Source organism: Echinicola strongylocentroti, assembly GCF_003260975.1.
Classification (GTDB): Bacteria; Bacteroidota; Bacteroidia; order Cytophagales; family Cyclobacteriaceae; genus Echinicola; species Echinicola strongylocentroti.
Genome location: NZ_CP030041.1, coordinates 1,052,570 through 1,070,608 on the forward strand (window position 1 = coordinate 1,052,570; position 18,039 = coordinate 1,070,608).

15 protein-coding genes are annotated in these 18,039 nt (G+C 43.7%); 10 read left to right on the forward strand and 5 right to left on the reverse strand.

What is annotated here, in order from left to right:
* Positions 1-21 precede the first annotated feature (21 nt).
* Together hisS and DN752_RS03990 are read right to left on the reverse strand one after the other, a co-directional pair.
* Positions 22-1,395 carry a histidine--tRNA ligase gene (gene hisS, locus DN752_RS03985; RefSeq protein WP_112782784.1) on the reverse strand — a complete coding sequence of 458 codons (1,374 nt, stop codon included), beginning with the start codon at positions 1,393-1,395 and terminating at the stop codon, positions 22-24.
* Positions 1,396-1,695: 300 nt separating this feature from the next.
* Entirely contained in the window at positions 1,696-1,905 is a 210-nt protein-coding gene (locus DN752_RS03990) for a hypothetical protein (RefSeq protein WP_112782785.1), read from the reverse strand.
* Between the two features lie 1,068 nt (positions 1,906-2,973).
* Between DN752_RS03990 and typA the strand changes: the two genes are divergently transcribed.
* The gene (gene typA / locus DN752_RS04000) at positions 2,974-4,779 is read left to right on the forward strand and encodes a translational GTPase TypA (RefSeq protein WP_112782787.1); all 1,806 of its coding nucleotides are present in this window, start codon (positions 2,974-2,976) and stop codon (positions 4,777-4,779) included.
* Positions 4,780-4,904: 125 nt separating this feature from the next.
* Here the strand turns inward: typA and DN752_RS04005 are convergent, their stop codons facing one another.
* The gene (locus DN752_RS04005; protein ID WP_112782788.1) at positions 4,905-5,375 is read right to left on the reverse strand and encodes a hypothetical protein; all 471 of its coding nucleotides are present in this window, start codon (positions 5,373-5,375) and stop codon (positions 4,905-4,907) included.
* Positions 5,376-6,215: 840 nt separating this feature from the next.
* Positions 6,216-7,679 (reverse strand): NADP-dependent isocitrate dehydrogenase, encoded by a 1,464-nt coding sequence (locus DN752_RS04010; RefSeq protein WP_112782789.1) that lies wholly within the window; start codon positions 7,677-7,679, stop codon positions 6,216-6,218.
* Positions 7,680-8,004: 325 nt separating this feature from the next.
* Here DN752_RS04010 and DN752_RS04015 point away from each other — a divergent pair, with 325 nt between their 5' ends.
* The 6 genes from DN752_RS04015 (at position 8,005) to DN752_RS04040 (ending at position 13,856) form a co-directional block, all read left to right on the forward strand.
* Positions 8,005-8,790, forward strand: a complete 786-nt coding sequence (locus DN752_RS04015) for an enoyl-CoA hydratase/isomerase family protein (protein WP_112782790.1) — start codon at positions 8,005-8,007, stop codon at positions 8,788-8,790.
* A 21-nt stretch (positions 8,791-8,811) separates the two neighbouring features.
* Positions 8,812-10,323: an oligosaccharide flippase family protein gene (locus DN752_RS04020; RefSeq protein WP_112782791.1), complete on the forward strand. Its 1,512-nt coding sequence runs from the start codon at positions 8,812-8,814 to the stop codon at positions 10,321-10,323.
* A 197-nt stretch (positions 10,324-10,520) separates the two neighbouring features.
* Positions 10,521-11,117 (forward strand): hypothetical protein, encoded by a 597-nt coding sequence (locus tag DN752_RS04025; RefSeq protein ID WP_162633108.1) that lies wholly within the window; start codon positions 10,521-10,523, stop codon positions 11,115-11,117.
* A gap of 126 nt (positions 11,118-11,243) precedes the next feature.
* The gene (locus tag DN752_RS04030) at positions 11,244-11,837 is read left to right on the forward strand and encodes a hypothetical protein (protein ID WP_112782793.1); all 594 of its coding nucleotides are present in this window, start codon (positions 11,244-11,246) and stop codon (positions 11,835-11,837) included.
* A 111-nt stretch (positions 11,838-11,948) separates the two neighbouring features.
* Positions 11,949-12,545 carry a hypothetical protein gene (locus DN752_RS04035; protein ID WP_162633109.1) on the forward strand — a complete coding sequence of 199 codons (597 nt, stop codon included), beginning with the start codon at positions 11,949-11,951 and terminating at the stop codon, positions 12,543-12,545.
* 183 nt (positions 12,546-12,728) lie between these two features.
* On the forward strand, positions 12,729-13,856 hold the full coding sequence (locus DN752_RS04040; protein ID WP_112782795.1) for a glycoside hydrolase family 88/105 protein: 1,128 nt from the start codon (positions 12,729-12,731) through the stop codon (positions 13,854-13,856).
* Positions 13,857-13,962: 106 nt separating this feature from the next.
* On the opposite strand, the gene DN752_RS04045 is transcribed toward DN752_RS04040, so the two are convergent.
* Positions 13,963-14,295 carry a hypothetical protein gene (locus DN752_RS04045; protein WP_162633110.1) on the reverse strand — a complete coding sequence of 111 codons (333 nt, stop codon included), beginning with the start codon at positions 14,293-14,295 and terminating at the stop codon, positions 13,963-13,965.
* Between the two features lie 707 nt (positions 14,296-15,002).
* Here DN752_RS04045 and dut point away from each other — a divergent pair.
* The 3 genes from dut to DN752_RS04060 all read left to right on the forward strand — a co-directional run bounded on the left by dut (position 15,003) and on the right by DN752_RS04060 (position 18,037).
* On the forward strand, positions 15,003-15,437 hold the full coding sequence (gene dut / locus DN752_RS04050; protein ID WP_112782797.1) for a dUTP diphosphatase: 435 nt from the start codon (positions 15,003-15,005) through the stop codon (positions 15,435-15,437).
* Between the two features lie 154 nt (positions 15,438-15,591).
* A complete protein-coding gene (locus tag DN752_RS04055; protein WP_245949454.1) occupies positions 15,592-17,304 on the forward strand; it encodes a tetratricopeptide repeat protein in 1,713 nt (570 codons plus the stop codon).
* Entirely contained in the window at positions 17,297-18,037 is a 741-nt protein-coding gene (locus DN752_RS04060) for a DUF4292 domain-containing protein (protein WP_112782799.1), read from the forward strand. Before DN752_RS04055 ends, DN752_RS04060 begins: the two co-directional genes overlap by 8 nt.
* Positions 18,038-18,039: the final 2 nt, after the last annotated feature.

An 18,039-nucleotide genomic window follows, 5' to 3' on the forward strand; every position in this document is an offset into this window, starting at 1 on the left:
GCTTAATCAATCTCTGCTTACCTAACTGGCCTTGATAATGCCAATGGCCTCTTCCAAGGAATGTAGCTCTTGTGCTCCGGTCTTTAAATTCTTCAAGGCCACCTTATGCGCTGCTATTTCATTGTCTCCAATCATCATTACATAAGGGATTTGTTTCTTATCGGCATAATTGAACTGCTTCTTCACCTTGGCCACATCTGGATAAATCTCTGCCGCCAAACCTGCCTTTCTCAGACTATTAAGTATTTTCAAGCCATAATCCCTGCCCTTCTCATCAAAGTAACCGATCATCACTGATGTGGAGTGAATATCCTCTTCCGGAAACAACCCAAGCTCATCAAGAACATCATAAATCCTGTCCACACCAAAAGAGAAGCCTACTCCTGACACCCCTTCCAAACCAAATACGCCTGTAAGATTATCGTACCTTCCACCACCGCTCACAGATCCTATGGATGCGTTATTCACCTTCACTTCGAAAATAGCACCGGTATAATACGACAATCCACGGGCTAGCACAACGTCAAAAACCACATGTTCTTGGTGTTCGCCAAATGCCGCCAATAACTCAAATACTTCCTCCAACTCTGCTACTCCTTTAAGTCCTTCCTCACTATTTGCAAGAAAGTCTTTTAAGTAAGCCAATTTCTCATTGTTACTTCCACCCAATTCTATGATGGGGGCAAGCCTCTGGATCGAATGATCTTCAAAACCGCGCTGGGTCAATTCTTCCTGAACCTTCTCCCAGCCTATTTTATCCAGTTTATCGATCGCTACACAAAGCTCACTTTCTTTACCAGGCTCCCCGATTACTTCGGATATCCCAGTCAAGATTTTTCGGTTGTTGACCTTAATATCATAGTCCTTCAGCCTAAGCTCCCCAAACACCCTTCTTATCATCAGAAGGATCTCCGTTTCACAGATGAGGCTGTCCGTACCCACGACATCAGCATCACACTGATAAAACTCTCTGTATCTGCCCTTTTGAGGCCTGTCTGCACGCCAAACTGGCTGTATCTGATATCGCTTAAAAGGGAAAGTAATTTCGTTTCTGTTCATCACGACATACCGTGCAAACGGCACCGTAAGATCATACCTTAATCCTTTCTCGGAAACCTTTGGTAACACATGGGCTATTCCCTTCTCCAAATCTTCTCCAGTCACTTTTTTAAGGTAATCTCCACTATTGAGAACCTTGAACAACAGCTGGTCTCCTTCATCACCATATTTCCCAGTCAGCACGGATAGGTTTTCCATTGAGGGGGTTTCCAGCTGCTGGTATCCAAAAAGTCGGAAAGTAGCCTTAATGGTGTCTAAAATATAATTTCTTCGGGCCATTTGTGCAGGCCCAAAATCCCTGGTTCCTTTAGGTAAAGATGGTTTTTGGTTGCTCATGTATGCTGAATTTTGCCCAAAGGTAAAAAAACTGTTCGATTAAGTGAAGATTTGTCCAATACCATTGTTACAATTTCGTACTCCTTGCTCCTACTTCACCTCGGCTCAGCTGTTTTATATTGTACACAACGGCGGGTTGATCCTGAAATCAATATCATTCGGTCAAGTAAACCGCAAAAAAGATCAGACTGTAAAAGAAAGAACCGTAGCAGCTGCTACGGTTCTTTCTTTTACGGTATAGGAATTATTATATGTAATTTTTCACCATATTCTCGCTTTTTTTAGTTCCCTTCCAACTTATTACAATAATAATGCACTACGGATTCCTTCCGCCAACTTTCTTCCTAAAGATGGATCTTTTGGCGCTAAAGCTTCCGTTTCGATAGACTTCACTGATGTCTTCTCCCTAATGATTTCCCAAACATTATCCTTGGCCTCTCTTTCACTACTGGCCTCGGTATGGATCTGAAACTCCACATCATTAATCTCAATTTTTATTAGATACTTCATATCTACATTGTTTTTAAGCAGTTTTTAACAAAACAATTCAAATCACGATTACATTTTCATGTCACCTGCCACGTATTGGCGCTAATTTTCATTAAAAAATGAATAAAACGTATTTCACATTAACTTATTTGTATTTCGTAAATATAATCAAATTACTTTTAATGCAACTATTTTTTTATCTTTTGACATATCACTCCGTTTTATTATACGATAAGAAGCTGCTTATCAGATGATAGTCGATGAAATGTAGCCGATCTTAGCTTGATATCACCACATAACATATATGTAAACCAATAACATAATACCAGGTATAAATGTTCAAAATAATGAAATTGGTAAAAAATACTATCCAATCACTGTGCCAAAAAAACACCCCGTACCAACCATCTTGCTTTGATCTTAGATCACCTGTAATTTTTTATGCGTATCTCCACAGTGCCACCAGTAATCACAGCCAGAAATAGTAAATAGGTCCTCACAGAAACCATGGAAATCCCCAAAAAGCCGTATTTCATTCTGGGTGTTCTGTGCGTTCTGTGAGAAATAAAATCTACTGGCAAGAAAACGTATAATCAACGTGTTTTTTATTCTATATGGAATAATATGGGTAAATTACCCCTAGAAAATCCACGATTGAGAATACAGCACTACTTACTTCAGTTCGATTATAAAACCGTCTCCGTACAGTGATCAGAACAGGCACTGCTAGCTTGTCTGGCACCAAACAGCCTTGTCTACAGCCAAACAAGGCTTAGAATGAAGTTTGAGAGGAGATTAAATTTAACCCGGATTATGCGTTAGGAATCGTAGTGAGAGCTGAAATTGCAAGAAAATCAGTTAGTTTGGAGGTATTAGCGTAGCACCGCTACGGTTATGCCGAAAACTAAGGTGAAACGGCTGATTTTAAAGCAGTTTAAGGTCGCAACAGATAGGCTAATGCATATTCCGGGTTTAAGCTTCCAAAAAATGGCTGACGGGGATTTTTTCATAAATAGATGTAAACTTTACACAGGCTTAAAAATTATACCAAATTTAATTCGTACTTTTGCAACTTAATTAATCCTTATCATGCAGAATATTCGTAACATCGCGATTATCGCACACGTTGACCACGGCAAGACCACCTTGGTAGACAAAATTATTCACGCTTCCAAAATCTTCCGTGAAAACCAGCAATTTGAAGACCTGATCCTGGACAACAACGACCTGGAACGAGAAAGGGGCATTACGATCCTTTCCAAAAACGTGTCGGTAAGATATAAAGATATTAAAATCAACATCATCGATACACCTGGTCACGCCGACTTTGGCGGAGAAGTGGAAAGAGTGTTGAAAATGGCAGATGGTGTTTTGCTTCTTGTGGATGCCTTTGAAGGGCCTATGCCGCAAACACGTTTTGTACTGAGCAAAGCCTTGGCACTTGGACTTACCCCTATCGTGGTGGTCAACAAGGTGGACAAACCAAACTGTCGTCCTGACGAAGTACACGAGGCGGTATTTGACCTCATGTTCAACTTGGACGCTACTGAAGAGCAGCTGGACTTTGTGACCATGTACGGCTCTGCCAAAAACAACTGGATGGGCCCTGACTGGAAAGAGGAGACAGATTCCATCCTTCCGCTTTTGGACACCATCATCGAGCACATTCCTGCTCCCCAGATCCAAGAAGGCAGCACCCAAATGCAAATCACTTCCCTGGATTTTTCCAATTTCGTGGGAAGGATTGCCATTGGCCGTTTGAAGCGTGGAACGCTTAAAGAAAACACCCAGATTGCGCTTTGCAAAGCGGATGGATCCATCAAGAAAATGCGTATCAAGGAACTTCACGTATTTGAAGGACTTGGCAAAAATAAAGTAGAAGAAGTACATGCAGGCGATATCTGCGCAGTGACTGGTATCGAAGGATTTGAGATCGGCGACACCATTGCCGATGCAGAAAACCCTGAGCCGCTGCCGAGAATTGCGATCGATGAGCCTACCATGAACATGCTCTTCACGATCAACAACTCCCCTTTCTTTGGCAAGGAAGGTAAATTCGTTACTTCCAGACACTTAAGAGACCGTCTCTTCAAGGAAATGGAAAAAAACCTTGCCCTTCGGGTAGAACCTACTGACAATGAAGATAAATTCTTGGTCTATGGCCGGGGTATCCTCCACTTGTCCGTACTGATCGAAACCATGAGGCGTGAAGGCTACGAACTACAGGTGGGCCAACCTCAGGTAATCTATAAAGATATCGACGGTATCAAAAACGAACCAATCGAATCCCTTGTCGTGGATGTACCAGAAACAACCTCCGGTAAGGTAATCGAACTGGCTACCCAACGTAAGGGGGAACTCCTTGTCATGGAGCCTCGTGGAGACCTCCAACACTTGGAATTCCGCATTCCTTCCAGAGGCCTGATCGGTTTGAGAAACAATGTACTGACCGCCACCCAAGGAGAAGCAATCATGAACCACCGATATGTGGACTACGAGCCCTTCAAAGGCCCTATCCCAGGCAGGATCAACGGATCACTGATCTCTATGGAGTCTGGCCCTACCACGGGTTATGCTATTGACAAGCTTCAGGACCGAGGAACTTTCTTCGTGGATCCCGGAGAAGAAATTTATGGTGGCCAAGTAATCGGTGAACACTCCCGGGACAACGACATCGTGGTAAACGTCCAAAAGGGCAAGAAACTTACCAACATGCGTGCTTCTGGGTCTGATGACAACACCAAGATCCCACCTGCCAAAAAATTCTCTTTGGAAGAGGCCATGGAATACATCCAAAAAGATGAATACCTGGAGATCACTCCTAAGAGCATGAGGATGCGTAAAATCTACCTCGACGAAGGTGAAAGAACAAGAATGGCCAAAAAAGACGCCTAATCGCCTTAACGGTTTGAAAAACAATAAAGACTCCCTTGAAGAAATTTAAGGGAGTCTTTATTATTTAAAATTCAATCACCGCAGGCCAATAGGTATAAACCGGATGGTCTCAAATCGACAATGAATTAATTGTCATAATACAGCCAAGCGCCATCGCAGGGGGCCCAGCTTATATTGACCAATTGATGTTCCAACGAAATATGCAGCGATTCCCGCTCCACTTCATCGCTCGAACAATTGTAGGCCATGCCATCCCCTCCGGTAAAGGTCAGCACTACTACGCCTATATAACGGTCCTGCATTTCCTCCGAAACCTCTTCAATCACAAAGGTTCCAGTGGCTTCTGAGTGGAAATCCTCCGCATCCACCGTTTTGGTAAAGGTACCTTCGTTGGTAAAAGTATAAACTTCTTCTCTTTCTAGGTCATCTCCTTCCAAGGTAACATCCACCATTGAACCTACACTTTTGACCAGCCTCCAGTCGCCAGTTACAAAAGATTCCTCCGGATCAATGATGATTTCTGGTTCTGGATCGTTCTGTGTGCATGCGCCCAAAATAAATAAAAACATAAATGAGCTAAAGAATATTTTTTTCATAACAATTAAGTGGTTTTACAGCCTATACGAAAAGCATCATAAAGATGTCTCAAAAGAAACTTTTATTTTTACACTTTTATATAACGGCTTTATCCCAGCAGGGCAATGCCTAATCACTTGAGCCGGGCAATCAAACACTGACCGACAATAGACAGCCCTCAACTGCCAATGTTTTTTATTTGGTATAAATTTCCATCCGGTGGCTACGGCCTGAAAGCGGGTGGGGCTCGCTGTTCCACGACGCGAGCCAACTCCCTTTCTTAACGGCCTCCACCATCGGCTGGAAAACAGGCATACCAAGGGCCGTCATATGGAAGCGATACCTTTTTTGGCTCAGGGGGGCTTATAATTCTCGCTCAACTTGGTTACTTAAGAAAATATACCACTACATGGAATAATGATGATAATTTATCCATAAGAAACTTATTAATCGGATCCGCCTTGCAGGTATTGGGCGTTAAGAAATTAAAAAGCGGGTGGGCAAAAAGGCAGGCTTGTTTGACGAAATGCTGGCCAAAAAGAACGTTGGCTGCTAAAAAGGAGGAGTTTGCCTGCTTGAGGGAAGGTTTTAATTTTAGGCCAATAGATGCACAGCGGCGGGGTTTTTTGGTTACTTTTTTGACCTGAAGCAAAAAAGTAACAAAGGTAAAGGGATGAAAACCATCTTGGAATTTAGCAAGAAAAATAGTAGAACCAATATTTCCAGATACACACTAAACTAAACGGCATTAATTCCGGGTTAAACAGATAAAACAAAAGAGGCCATCACTCAGCTCCACATCATTGTGATGCTTTTGCTTATTAGTGATAGCCTCTCCAGTCAACTTTGAAAACTTCGTTTTATTCTCCCTGCGCTAGGGAAAATCCTCTTTCCCCATCAAATGTGTACAAGTTCTCGGTTTTGATAAAGTCAAAGCCTAGACCCTCCACCTGCTTCAGCACGTCCAGGACCTGTCCATGGGTAATCGGAGTTTGGTCAGCATTAAAGAACCTTACCCTCCAGTGATCGGAGCAGAAAGTCTCTTTCATGCCGTCAGGATATACCTTTACGCCACGATTGGTAATCAGCTGCATCTTCACTCCATCAGCATCTACCGCGCGTAGCCTGTCACCAATGACATTGGCATCACGGTCATTTTCTTTCCAGTCGATAAATACATCCAGACCGATCAGTTCTTTGTTGCACGGCTTCCTTTCGGCCAGCTTGATCGCTCCCATATTGTCATCGGCACCATCACCTTTTTTAAATTCGGCAGGAACCATTTTTTCAGGTTTTTTGCCAAGCCTGTCTATAACAGCCTGCGCAAACTCCTTCGTGCCCACCAATTGGGAAGAAACACCTTCCTGGTAAATATCACCAGTATGAATACCGTCTTCCAAGGTTTTCATCCAAGCATTGCTCACTTTTTCTGCCACTTCAGGTTGTCCGATATGTACCAACATCATGATGGCGCCATTCAGCAGTCCTGATGGGTTGGCGATGTTCTGTCCTGCGATATCAGGGGCAGAACCGTGGATCGCTTCAAACATGGCCACATCTTCCCCTACATTCGAGGAACCACCAAGTCCTACAGAGCCTGTGATCTGTGCGGCCACATCGGAGATGATATCACCGTAGAGGTTTAGCGTCACGATCACATCAAACATCTCGGGCTTGTCTGCGATCAATGCCGTACCGATATCGATGATCTTATGATCTGCTTCAATATCCGGATACTCCTTGGCTACTTCGTTAAATACTTTATGAAAAAGACCATCAGCCAACTTCATGATGTTGTCCTTGGTCATACAGGTCACTTTCTTTCTATTGTACTTTTTGGCATACTCAAAAGCGTAACGGATGATTTTTTCCGATCCAGGCCTAGAAATAAGCTTCAAGCACTGATAGACGTCATCTGTTTGACGGTGCTCGATACCAGCGTAGAGATCTTCCTCATTTTCGCGTACGATCACCATGTCCGTTTTCGGAAAATGGGTCCTGATATACGGTGAGTAGGCTTTACATGGCCTCACATTGGCATATAGTCCCAGCGTCTTTCTGGTGGTCACATTAAGGCTTTTGAAGCCTCCTCCCTGAGGTGTTGTGATGGGAGACTTTAAAAATATCTTTGTTTCTCTAAGCGAATCCCAAGCTTTTGGTTCTATCCCTGAACTGATACCTTTCAGATAAACCTGCTCGCCTATTTCGATGACTTCAGGTTCTATTTGCGCCCCTGCAGCTTCCAAAATCTCCAAGGTGGCTTTCATGATTTCTGGGCCGATACCGTCACCGTAGGCTACGGTTATTTTTCTTTTGGATGACATAAAGTATTTTATTAAAGATGTTAACGTTCAAAATATGGTACAAAAATATAAAATTTTGTCAGAGATGCCCCCTATTATAAAGCACAATTTCAGCGGACCATTAGTGCGGTATTTTCCGATCAGTAATTCTATAATCCGCTTATTGGGCAAATGTCCCATCTACCTTCATTGAGGTTTCACTTCATCGCATGTATTCCCCTCATGCAGGTAAACCCAACATCGTCACTATCAGCCATAAGCTGATAACCACATTCATTTTTACAAGGTTTGCTTTGTGTTTGCTATACCACCTCGTATATTTGAGTTTAAACATAGATTTTAGAGCATGGCTGAATCTACCAATATTCTTTCTGAAAATAAAGAGGGTATTCTTTACCTCACCATTAACCGGGAATCCAAACTCAATGCAATCAATTTTGACACGCTTGAAGAGCTGAAAAACATCTTTGATGAAGTAAGCGACAACAAATCCATCAGGGGTGTAGTTTTGACTGGTTCTGGGGAAAAGGCCTTCGTCGCCGGTGCGGACATCAGCGAGATCGCAGAGCTGAATGAGCTGAACGCCCGTAAGTTTTCGGAAAACGGACAAGAAGTCTTCAGCCTGATCGAATCCTGCCATAAACCGGTCATTGCCGTGGTCAACGGATTTGCCCTCGGTGGCGGCTGCGAACTTTCCATGGCCTGCCATATGCGCATCGCCACCAGCAACGCCAAATTCGGACAGCCAGAAGTTAACCTCGGCATTATCCCGGGATACGGAGGAACCCAACGACTGACGTTTTTGATAGGAAGGACCAAGGCCAATGAGCTGCTGATGACCGGAGATATGGTCGATGCACGTGAAGCAAAGTCCCTCGGTTTGGTAAACCATGTCACGAACACCAAGGCCGAGGCAATCGAAAAAGCAGAGGAAATCCTCCAAAAGATCATGAACAAGGCTCCATTGTCCATAGGAATGATCATTGATTGTGTAAATGCCGTCTACAGCAATGACGAAAATGGCTATCTTATCGAAGCCAACAGCTTTGCCAGATGTGTAAAATCCGAAGACTATTCCGAAGGCACTTCCGCCTTTTTGGAAAAGCGGAAACCCAATTTTAAAGGGGAATAAGCCCCTGCTTCTCCCTGCTCCATGAGTAAACTGAAACAACTTGCCGGTCAAACCGCCATTTACGGGATCAGTAGTATTCTGGGGAGGGTTATCAATTTTCTCCTTCTCCCCCTTTACATCGCTTACCTTTCGAAGGAAGACCTTGGCTCATTTACTGCCATTTATGCCTTTATCGCATTTTTTAATGTGATCTTTACCTACGGTATGGAGACCACCTTCTTTAGGTTTGCTACCGGAAAAGGCATAGATCCACAAAAAGTCTATAATAATGTCCAGTCTCTGATCCTTACCACTTCCCTGTCTTTGGGAGCATTGCTTTTCCTGAGTGCGGAGCAATTGAGCGTGTGGATGGACTACCCCGGTAAATCCCACCTGTTTCGGTGGACGGCCATGATCCTGACCATTGATGCTATCTTGGCCATTCCCTATGCCAGGCTCAGGGTAGAAAATAAGTCCCTCAAATTTGCACTGACCAAGCTGCTAAATATCCTGCTTAACGTCGGCTTCAATATCTTCTTTATCGTAGTCTGCCTACACGTGTACGAGGGTGATTACCTTGGCTTTCTCCAGCCGTTCGTTGGTAGTTTTTACCATCCTGAATGGGGGGTGGACTATATCCTGCTATCCAATCTCTTTGCCAACGCCCTGATCATTCCGGTGCTGTTCTTCATGTCGGGAAAGTTCAGCTGGCAGCTGGACAAAAGCATCCTTGGCCCTATGTGGCATTACGCCCTCCCGCTGCTGTTTATGGGCCTTGCCGGAGTGACCAATGAAGTCTTTTCACGGTTCTTGTTCGAATACGTGCTGCCCGAAAACTTCTACCCCGGCCTTACCGCCCGTGAAGCAGGAGGTATCTTCGGGGCCAACTTCAAGCTGGCCATCTTCATGAACCTGATCATCCAGGCTTTCAAGTATGCCGCAGAGCCGTTTTTCTTTTCCCAAAGTGAGGACAAAAACAGCCCACAGCTGTATGCACGTGTCATGCACTGGTTCATTATTTTCTGCAGTGTGCTGATGATACTCGTCGCCGTGAACCTGGACATCATCAGCAAGATCATCTTGGGCAATAAGGGCTACCAAGCAGGCATGGACATCGTGCCCATGCTGCTGATGGGCTACTTGATGCTGGGGGTTTATTTTAATCTCAGCATCTGGTTCAAAATCACCGACCGGACCATCTACAGCTTTTATATCACCTTTGCTGGCGCAGTAGTCACCATACTCGTGATTTTTCTGATGGTACCCCAATACGGCTATACCGGAGCTGCCATGAGCACCTTGGCCACGTATGTAGTCATGTCTGTCATGTGTTATTTCTTTGGTCAGAAGTATTACCCAATTCCCTATAAGACCACCAAGGATATTTTCTACCTGGTCATTGCCTTTGGTTTTTCCTACTTGGGGTTCTATATACGACTGGATTCCGGCATCCTTACATTCCTCGTCCACAACCTCCTTCCGTTGGTTTTTTTGGGATTGGTGGCCCTGATGGAGCGGGAAGAAATCAGCCAATTGAAAAAGAGATTGAAATAAACTCAGGTTTGATCTGGGCAAGTTGGAAAAACGGGAAACGCTGGCGATCCCAAAATTGATATTATACCTCATGTACACATTCAAGGCAGGGATAAAGACGGTAAAAAAATAAATCCAGCACCTTATGTGGCCACCAAATTTGACCACAAAACGGGCAAAGGCACTAAACCATGTAATTAGTCTTTAATCAATTATAAATGAGTAAATCATCAATACTAATTTTGTTAGTATTACTATCTATTCAGATACTTAATGCTCAAAGCCAGCAATTCTACTCCATGGATAAACTGGCATTGATTTCTCCCACCAATAAAAGTAAAGGTATAAAGTTAGGAGAGGATATCAATAAAGCCCTACAAGCTTTTGGTCAGCCTAATTCAGTGGAAGACTATCCTTTTGAGACTGATGGAGAAATGGGGAAACTATACATTTTTAAAGGGAATAAATTATTTGCCCTTCATGGCAAATTGGATTCATATCATCTATTTAACAACTCCATTTTAGTTGGTAAAATCAATGGTACTACCTTTAAAATTGGAGACATGATCAAGAGTACCAGAAAAGAAATTAAGAATGGCCCTCCAGGTGGCCCTTATCAGATCACCGTCAAAGAGTCCCATACCTTTCTAGACTTTCCTATTACAGCGGGGAAAGATACTGGCCGAAATATTACTTTCCAATATTCCTCAATATTGCCTCTCATTAATGGTAATATAAAATATGACGGAAGTGTACATCTATATTTCGACTCAACAAAAAAATTGGTATACATTGGAGCCAGCGTAGTTGACTAATATCTTGTCTATCTTGTAAAGAAGAGGTAGATATCAAATTTCCAAATGCAGATAACCTTTCGGATTAGGCCAGCCTTTTCCAGTCAGGCCTAAACTTGATAATTTCCTGTGATAAAGATTATTACAATGAAAAAACCAGTTATCATTTTTCTCTTAGTGTTTATCAGCTTCTGGGGTGTTAATGCCCAAGAACAGCCGTATTGTACTGTCGACAATATGGCCCTTATATCCCCTATCAATAAAAGTAAGGGGATCAAGCTTGGCGAAGACATAAGCAAGGCCATTACAGCATTTGGCCAACCCACTTCTGTGAAGGATTATCCTTTTGAAACTGATGGTAAAATGGGAAAACTGTATGATTTCAGAGGCAATAAACTCTACGTACTCGATGGAAAATTGGATGGTTACGAAATCATTAACAGTTCCCTACTGGTAGGCAAGATCAGTGGCATCACCTATAAAGTCGGTGACACCATCAAATCTACAAAGGAGGTGATAAAAACAGGACCTCCCGGTGGCCCTTACCAGACTACCTATAAGGACACCCATACCTTTTTTGGTTATTCGGTCACCGCAGGTAGTAGTAATTCTCAAAACCAAAGTTATTCGTACAGCATCGATCTGGTATTCAAACACGGAACCGTAACAACAGATTCGTTTGCAAGTTTGTTATTCGGTAGTAATAAAAAGCTCACATTTATAAGCACAGGCAGCTATTAAAAATAAGGCTCGGCAATCAACGTGCCGGGCCATTTCCCAATTCCTTTTGTTCGATGTACCTCAAAATCAAGCTGTAGAATGGATTTTACCAATGGACCAATCCTTGTAAAAATGAAGAGATTACTCTTATTTATAGTATTAACATTACTATTCACTCAAATGGTACATGCCCAGACCAGACAATATTATTCCAGCGATAAACTGGCCTTGGTCTCCCCTACCGACAAAAGCAAAGGCATCAAACTGGGTGAAGATATCAGTAAAGCCATTCAGGCTTTTGGTCAGCCTACTTCCGTGGAAGATTATCCCTTCGAAACGTTAGGTATGATGGGCAAGCTATATGATTTCAACGGGAACAAATTATACGTAACCGAAGGCAAACTCCATTCATACCATATTTTCAACAGCTCCATTTTGGTTGGCAAAATCAATGGTACCACCTTTAAAGTAGGGGATACCATCAAGTCCACCAGACGAGAGATCAAGAACGGCCCTCCAGGTGGCCCCTATCACATCACCTATAAGGACACCTATACTTTCCTGGATTTTCCTATTGTAAAAGAAGATGGATATTCCAGAAATCAGCATCATTACTACTACGGTGTGGTCTTCGTTTTGCATAACGGCATCAAGTATGAAGCATCCGCTCATTTGTACTTCGACTCAAATAAGAAACTGTTCTATATAAGTGCAAATCTAGCAGATTAAATAAGTTGCCCAAAAGTGCTTGAAATGAAGGATTGCCATCGATTCTATAATCCAAATCGGGTTATAGATCAATAGTTTCATTTCCAAAAAACCGAAGAAGCACTACTTCATCGGTTTTATTTAATAAAATCATTTATATCTTTGGCAGTAAAGCATTATTTCAATCATTTATATAAACTTCAAATGAACAGCATTTTTAAAAAGGGAAAGCTGGCACTTACTATCCTGACGGTAGGGATTTGTGGCACCGCTTGGGCACAGACCAATGCCCCCACTAAACAAGAAATCCACAACAGCATGCAAAAAGTGGCTGACTGGCAAATCGAAAACTTCTGGGAGGCAGGGCATGGCAGACGGGTCCACCAGCCTACCAACTGGACCAATGGAGCCTTGTACGTGGGCATGATGAAATGGGCCAACCTTTCGGATGATGAAACTTATACGGATTTTTTAGAAGGAATTGGCGAAAAAACCGAGTGGAAACTGGGTGAACGGCATGGGCTCTATCATGCTGATGAACATGCCGTAGGACAAATGTACCTGGAGCTTTACCGGAAATTTGATGATGAAAAAATGCTGGAGCCTACCCAGAAGCAAATGGAGTATATCATCTACCACCCTTCCCAAAGCTCCCTGCACTGGAAAACTCCCTACCACCAAGACCGCTGGAACTGGTGTGATGCGCTGTTCATGTCGCCGCCAGTCTGGGCAAAGCTGACCAAGATCACTGGGGAAGAAAAATACTTGGATTTTATGGTATCAGAGTTCAAGGCGACCACGGATTTCCTGTTCGATAAGAAAGAAAGCCTTTATTACCGTGACGAAAGTTTCTTCGACAAAACAGATAATGGCACCAAAATCTTTTGGTCCCGTGGCAATGGATGGGTATTTGCCGGATTGGCCAACATACTCGAAGAGCTTGAGCCGGGCACTTCCGAACACAAGTATTTTGTCAAGATCTACAAGAAAATGGCCAAACGCCTAAAAGAACTGCAAACTGCCGATGGCTATTGGGCCATGAGCCTATTGGGAGCCGAATATTACCCCACTCCCGAAACCAGCGGAACGGGATTCTTCACCTTTGGATTTGCCTGGGGCATCAATAACGGCATTTTGGACAAGGAAGATTATACACCCGTAGTTTGGAAAGGATGGAATGCCCTACAGCAATGCGTCACCGACGACGGCATGCTGGGCTATGTACAACCGATCGGTGCGGCTCCGGGGCAGGCGTGGCCAGACAAAACCGAGGTTTATGGCGTCGGCGCCTACCTGAGTGCTGGCTCGGAGGTCTATAAAATGGCCCAGTAAAATAAGTAAAAGACAAAAAGGACTTTGCCAAGCCCATCGCTTTTGACAAGGTCCTTTTCTTCATACAAGCCGTTTCAATGTTTACCCCGGTTTCAATGCCGTTTAGTTAAGGGGATTTCCTCCTTTTCATATACCTAAAAGTCCTTTTTTTGATTGACTTTGGCTGGGGAAACCTGATCATCTTGGTGGATTTTATCCTTTTCCTTTTTTCCCCCGAAAGCCTTCGGGGCAGGCTATTGATGAAAAAAGAAAGAAAAAAATCTAGGCCGGTGGTATGCCTTTTAAAATGGAACATGGGTTTACCCTGCGACCGAGATCCGTCACCCATTTTAATTTCCACCCGATGGCTACGACCTAAAAGTGAGTGGGTCTCGCTGTTCCACGACGCGAGCCAACTCACTTTCTTAACGGCCTCCACCATCGGCTGGAAAACAGGCATACCAAGGGCCGTAATAAGGAAGCGATACCTTTTTTGGCTCAGGGGGGCTTATAGTTCTCGCTCAACTTGGTTACTTAAGAAAATATACCACTACATCGAATAATGATGATAATTTATCCATAAGAAACTTATTAATCGGATCCGCCTTGCAGGTATTGGGCGTTAAGAAATTAAAAAGCGGATGGGCAAAAAGGCAGGCTTGTTTGACGAAATGCTGCCCAAGGAAAAAATATAGAACCCATATTTTCCAGATACACACTAACTAAACGGCATTGAACCCGATTTATGCATTAAATCTGCAAACATTGGTTTACAGACCATTTTAAAGATGTGTACCATGGGTGCTGCCCATGGGGCTATAGATGTCACGCCCTTTCAGGGCTTTCTTTTATACTACTTGACTTGCCTGTTTAAGAAGAAAGTCAGCACCAATCTTAATCATCTGCGCCACCTGCCTCGCCGAGGTCAATCAGCGTTCTATCCAAACCGTCCCAAATCCTCCACCTTTTCCGCTGGCCCCGTAAAAACCCTGTGCCATTACAAACCTGTTCCGCTACAAAAAGACAAGCCCCGACAAACCGTTGTAGGCATCAAGGAAACTGGACATACCAGCTGCACTTTCATTGCTATTTTTCACCATCACGTTCCTTCAAATAAAAATAACCCCCTATCTTTGACCCAAATAAACATCAAAAAAAAATTCAACCATGCAGGTCAACGTCATCAACCAATCCAAGCATCCACTTCCCGAATACCAAACGGACCTTTCTGCAGGCCTGGATCTAAGGGCCAATTTAACGGAACCGATCACCTTGGAGCCGCTGGAAAGGACCTTGGTAGGCACAGGCTTGTTCATGGAACTACCTGCAGGCCATGAAGCCCAGATTAGACCTAGGAGTGGTCTGGCCTATAAGCATGGCATTACCGTCCTCAACTCCCCGGGAACGATAGATGCGGATTATAGGGGAGAAATAAAGGTGCTCTTGGTAAATCTGTCCAAGGAACCTTTCGAAATCAACAATGGTGAACGTATCGCCCAAATGGTGGTGGCACGCCACGAACAAATCCAATGGAAAGAGGCTACAGAAGTATCCGAAACCCAAAGAGGAGCAGGAGGTTTTGGCAGTACAGGGCAATCCTGAAAAGTCAATTTTCCAAAAATGGTTTTTGGTGATTGAACTAAAAAGACTTTAATTTTGTACGTTTTTTCAGGTGAATAACACTTATCTACCTGATCATTTTACCAGTCCGGAATCAAGCATGCGATTTTATACCCTTAAGCAACACCTACTCTTAATGGCATTGATAATGCCGCTGATGTTTCTTGGCTTAACGGCCAATGCACAAATCAACCTATTTAAAAGTGCAAAAAAGCAGCAAAAAGAAGAGGACAAAGCCGCCCGGCTGTTTATTGAAGGAGAGAAGCACATGATGCTGGAAGATTATGAAAAGGCCTATTTTTATTTTGACAAGGCACATGACCTGACCCCAGAATCTGGGGCGGTAAATTTCAAGATGGCTGAAATACTGGCGCGCGCCAATCAAAACGAAAAAGCACTCGAACATGGCCAAAAAGCCATTGAAGCTGACCCAGAAAACAAGTATTACCACCTGCTAATTGCCGAAGTCTATACCCAACAAAACCAACCGAAAAAAGCGGCGGAAATCCTCAAGACCCTCATCGAGCGTTCTGATGACAACCAACAATACATTCTCGAACTGGCCTCACTTTATCTTTCCACCCAGCAGTTTGAAAAGGCGTTGGAGGCCTTGGACGAAGCCGAAGAATATTATGGCGTAATCGAACAGCTTTCCGTTCAAAAACAGCGCATATATCTTAAGCAAAACAACTTGGAAGCGGCCATAAAAGAGGGAGAAAAACTAATTGAGGCCAACCCTGGAAACTCCCGCTATGTGCTAGCATTGGTGGAGATGCTCTTTAACAACAACCGTACCGACCAAGCCCTAAGCATGGTGAATGCGTCATTAGAGGACTACCCAAACCAACCCAACTTGCACCTGGCCGCTTACACACTTTATAAAAAGCAAGAGCAATTCACTTCCGCACAGGAACACCTCTTCACCGCCTTCCAAAGCCCAGACTTAGAGGGAGAGGTAAAGGCGCAGACCTTTGGAGACATCATCCAAAAAGACCTAAAAACCACTGAACGTGAAAGTCTCTTGGACAGTTTGCAAACATTGATGGTCAAGACCAGCCCCAAGAGTGCTCCGGTGTTTACCATCATGGGGGACCGAGCCATGCAAAACCAACAGCCAATAAAGGCACTGGAATACTACCAACAATCCATTGCACTCAATCCCCAGGACGCCAAAGTCCTACAAGGAGTCATCAGTCTGATGTTTGAACAGGGCAAGGATTTTGAAGAGATAGAAGAATACACCGTAATAGCCACAGAGGAATTCCCCAAAAAGCCTGAATTTTGGTTTTTTGACGGCACCGCCAAGCTGGCGCTTAAAAAACATGAGGCCGCCGAATCCTCCTTAACGCAGAGTCTAGACCTCAATGAAGGCGCCAATAAGCAACTTGACCTGATGGTACTTGGCCAATTAGGCGACACCTACCATGCCTTGGACAAGGACGAAAAGGCTTTCGATGCATATGATAAAGTATTGGAGATTTCTCCAGAAGATGAGCATGTACTGAACAATTACGCTTATTTTTTGTCGTTGGAAAAAAAGGACTTGGACAAAGCCCTGGATATGTCTTCCAAGCTAGTAAGAAGGTTCCCCGACAATGCAACCTACCTGGACACGCACGCTTGGGTACTTTTCCAAAACAAAGACTATCAGAATGCAGAGAAATACATGAAAAAGGCCCTTGACATAGAGGAAAGCCCCAGCGGAGTCATGCTGGAGCACTACGGTGATATCCTGTTCCATATGGGCAATCAAAAAGAAGCGGTAAACTATTGGCAAAAGGCCGTAGGAAAAAGTGATGTTTCCGATGTACTGGACAAAAAAATAAAGGACAAAAAATACTATGAATAAACACTTTTTGCTGAGTTTATTTGCGGCCATTTTGCTTTTGGCAGGCTGTGCCAAAAAGACGCGGGTCTATTCTTCTGACGAGACCATGAAGGAGTTTACCCCCTCCTATTTTGACTATAGTTACCTTAGTGCCAAAGCACGTGTGGTCATGGAGGAAGAAAGCGGCAAAACCACCCGCGGCACACTTAACCTCCGGGCAAAGAGGGATAGCGTCATTTGGTTCAGCATCAGTCCAGGACTGGGCATAGAAGCAGCCAGAGGAATCATCACCCGTGAGGACATCAAGGTCATGGACCGGATCAATAATAAGGACATTAACCTTACCTTTGACCAGTTCCAAAACACTTATGGCCTTAAACTTTCATTGGATTTGTTCCAAAACGTACTCTTTGCCAATATCCCATACGGTGTCAGCTATCGGGACCGTTTGATCAGGGTAGGAAAAACCTTCGAGCTTACCCAGCGAAGAGATGGCATTACCTATGAATCAGTGGTAGGTGTCCAGCATGGAAAGGTCAATGAACTTACCACTTCTGCCAGGTTTCATAAAGGCAAGCTATCTGCCAGCTACCCAGAGTTCGAAGATTTGGATGGCCAGCCTTATGCCTATAAGATCCTTTTGCGGATATTGATGGAAAACGAATCCTCCGACCTCCAATCTACTGTGGTCAATCTGGAATTCAATAAGGTAGAGATCCAGGACTCCCCACTCTCATTCCCTTATAACTTTTGATC

What these genes read in the sequence shown, in the direction of transcription:
- hisS (WP_112782784.1), bottom strand. Translation starts at nt 1,395, where the DNA reads ATGAGCAACCAAAAACCATCTTTACCTAAAGGAACCAGGGATTTTGGG.
- DN752_RS03990 (WP_112782785.1), bottom strand. Translation starts at nt 1,905, where the DNA reads ATGAAGTATCTAATAAAAATTGAGATTAATGATGTGGAGTTTCAGATC.
- typA (WP_112782787.1), top strand. Translation starts at nt 2,974, where the DNA reads ATGCAGAATATTCGTAACATCGCGATTATCGCACACGTTGACCACGGC.
- DN752_RS04005 (WP_112782788.1), bottom strand. Translation starts at nt 5,375, where the DNA reads ATGAAAAAAATATTCTTTAGCTCATTTATGTTTTTATTTATTTTGGGC.
- DN752_RS04010 (WP_112782789.1), bottom strand. Translation starts at nt 7,679, where the DNA reads ATGTCATCCAAAAGAAAAATAACCGTAGCCTACGGTGACGGTATCGGC.
- DN752_RS04015 (WP_112782790.1), top strand. Translation starts at nt 8,005, where the DNA reads ATGGCTGAATCTACCAATATTCTTTCTGAAAATAAAGAGGGTATTCTT.
- DN752_RS04020 (WP_112782791.1), top strand. Translation starts at nt 8,812, where the DNA reads ATGAGTAAACTGAAACAACTTGCCGGTCAAACCGCCATTTACGGGATC.
- DN752_RS04025 (WP_162633108.1), top strand. Translation starts at nt 10,521, where the DNA reads ATGAGTAAATCATCAATACTAATTTTGTTAGTATTACTATCTATTCAG.
- DN752_RS04030 (WP_112782793.1), top strand. Translation starts at nt 11,244, where the DNA reads ATGAAAAAACCAGTTATCATTTTTCTCTTAGTGTTTATCAGCTTCTGG.
- DN752_RS04035 (WP_162633109.1), top strand. Translation starts at nt 11,949, where the DNA reads ATGAAGAGATTACTCTTATTTATAGTATTAACATTACTATTCACTCAA.
- DN752_RS04040 (WP_112782795.1), top strand. Translation starts at nt 12,729, where the DNA reads ATGAACAGCATTTTTAAAAAGGGAAAGCTGGCACTTACTATCCTGACG.
- DN752_RS04045 (WP_162633110.1), bottom strand. Translation starts at nt 14,295, where the DNA reads ATGCCTGTTTTCCAGCCGATGGTGGAGGCCGTTAAGAAAGTGAGTTGG.
- dut (WP_112782797.1), top strand. Translation starts at nt 15,003, where the DNA reads ATGCAGGTCAACGTCATCAACCAATCCAAGCATCCACTTCCCGAATAC.
- DN752_RS04055 (WP_245949454.1), top strand. Translation starts at nt 15,592, where the DNA reads ATGGCATTGATAATGCCGCTGATGTTTCTTGGCTTAACGGCCAATGCA.
- DN752_RS04060 (WP_112782799.1), top strand. Translation starts at nt 17,297, where the DNA reads ATGAATAAACACTTTTTGCTGAGTTTATTTGCGGCCATTTTGCTTTTG.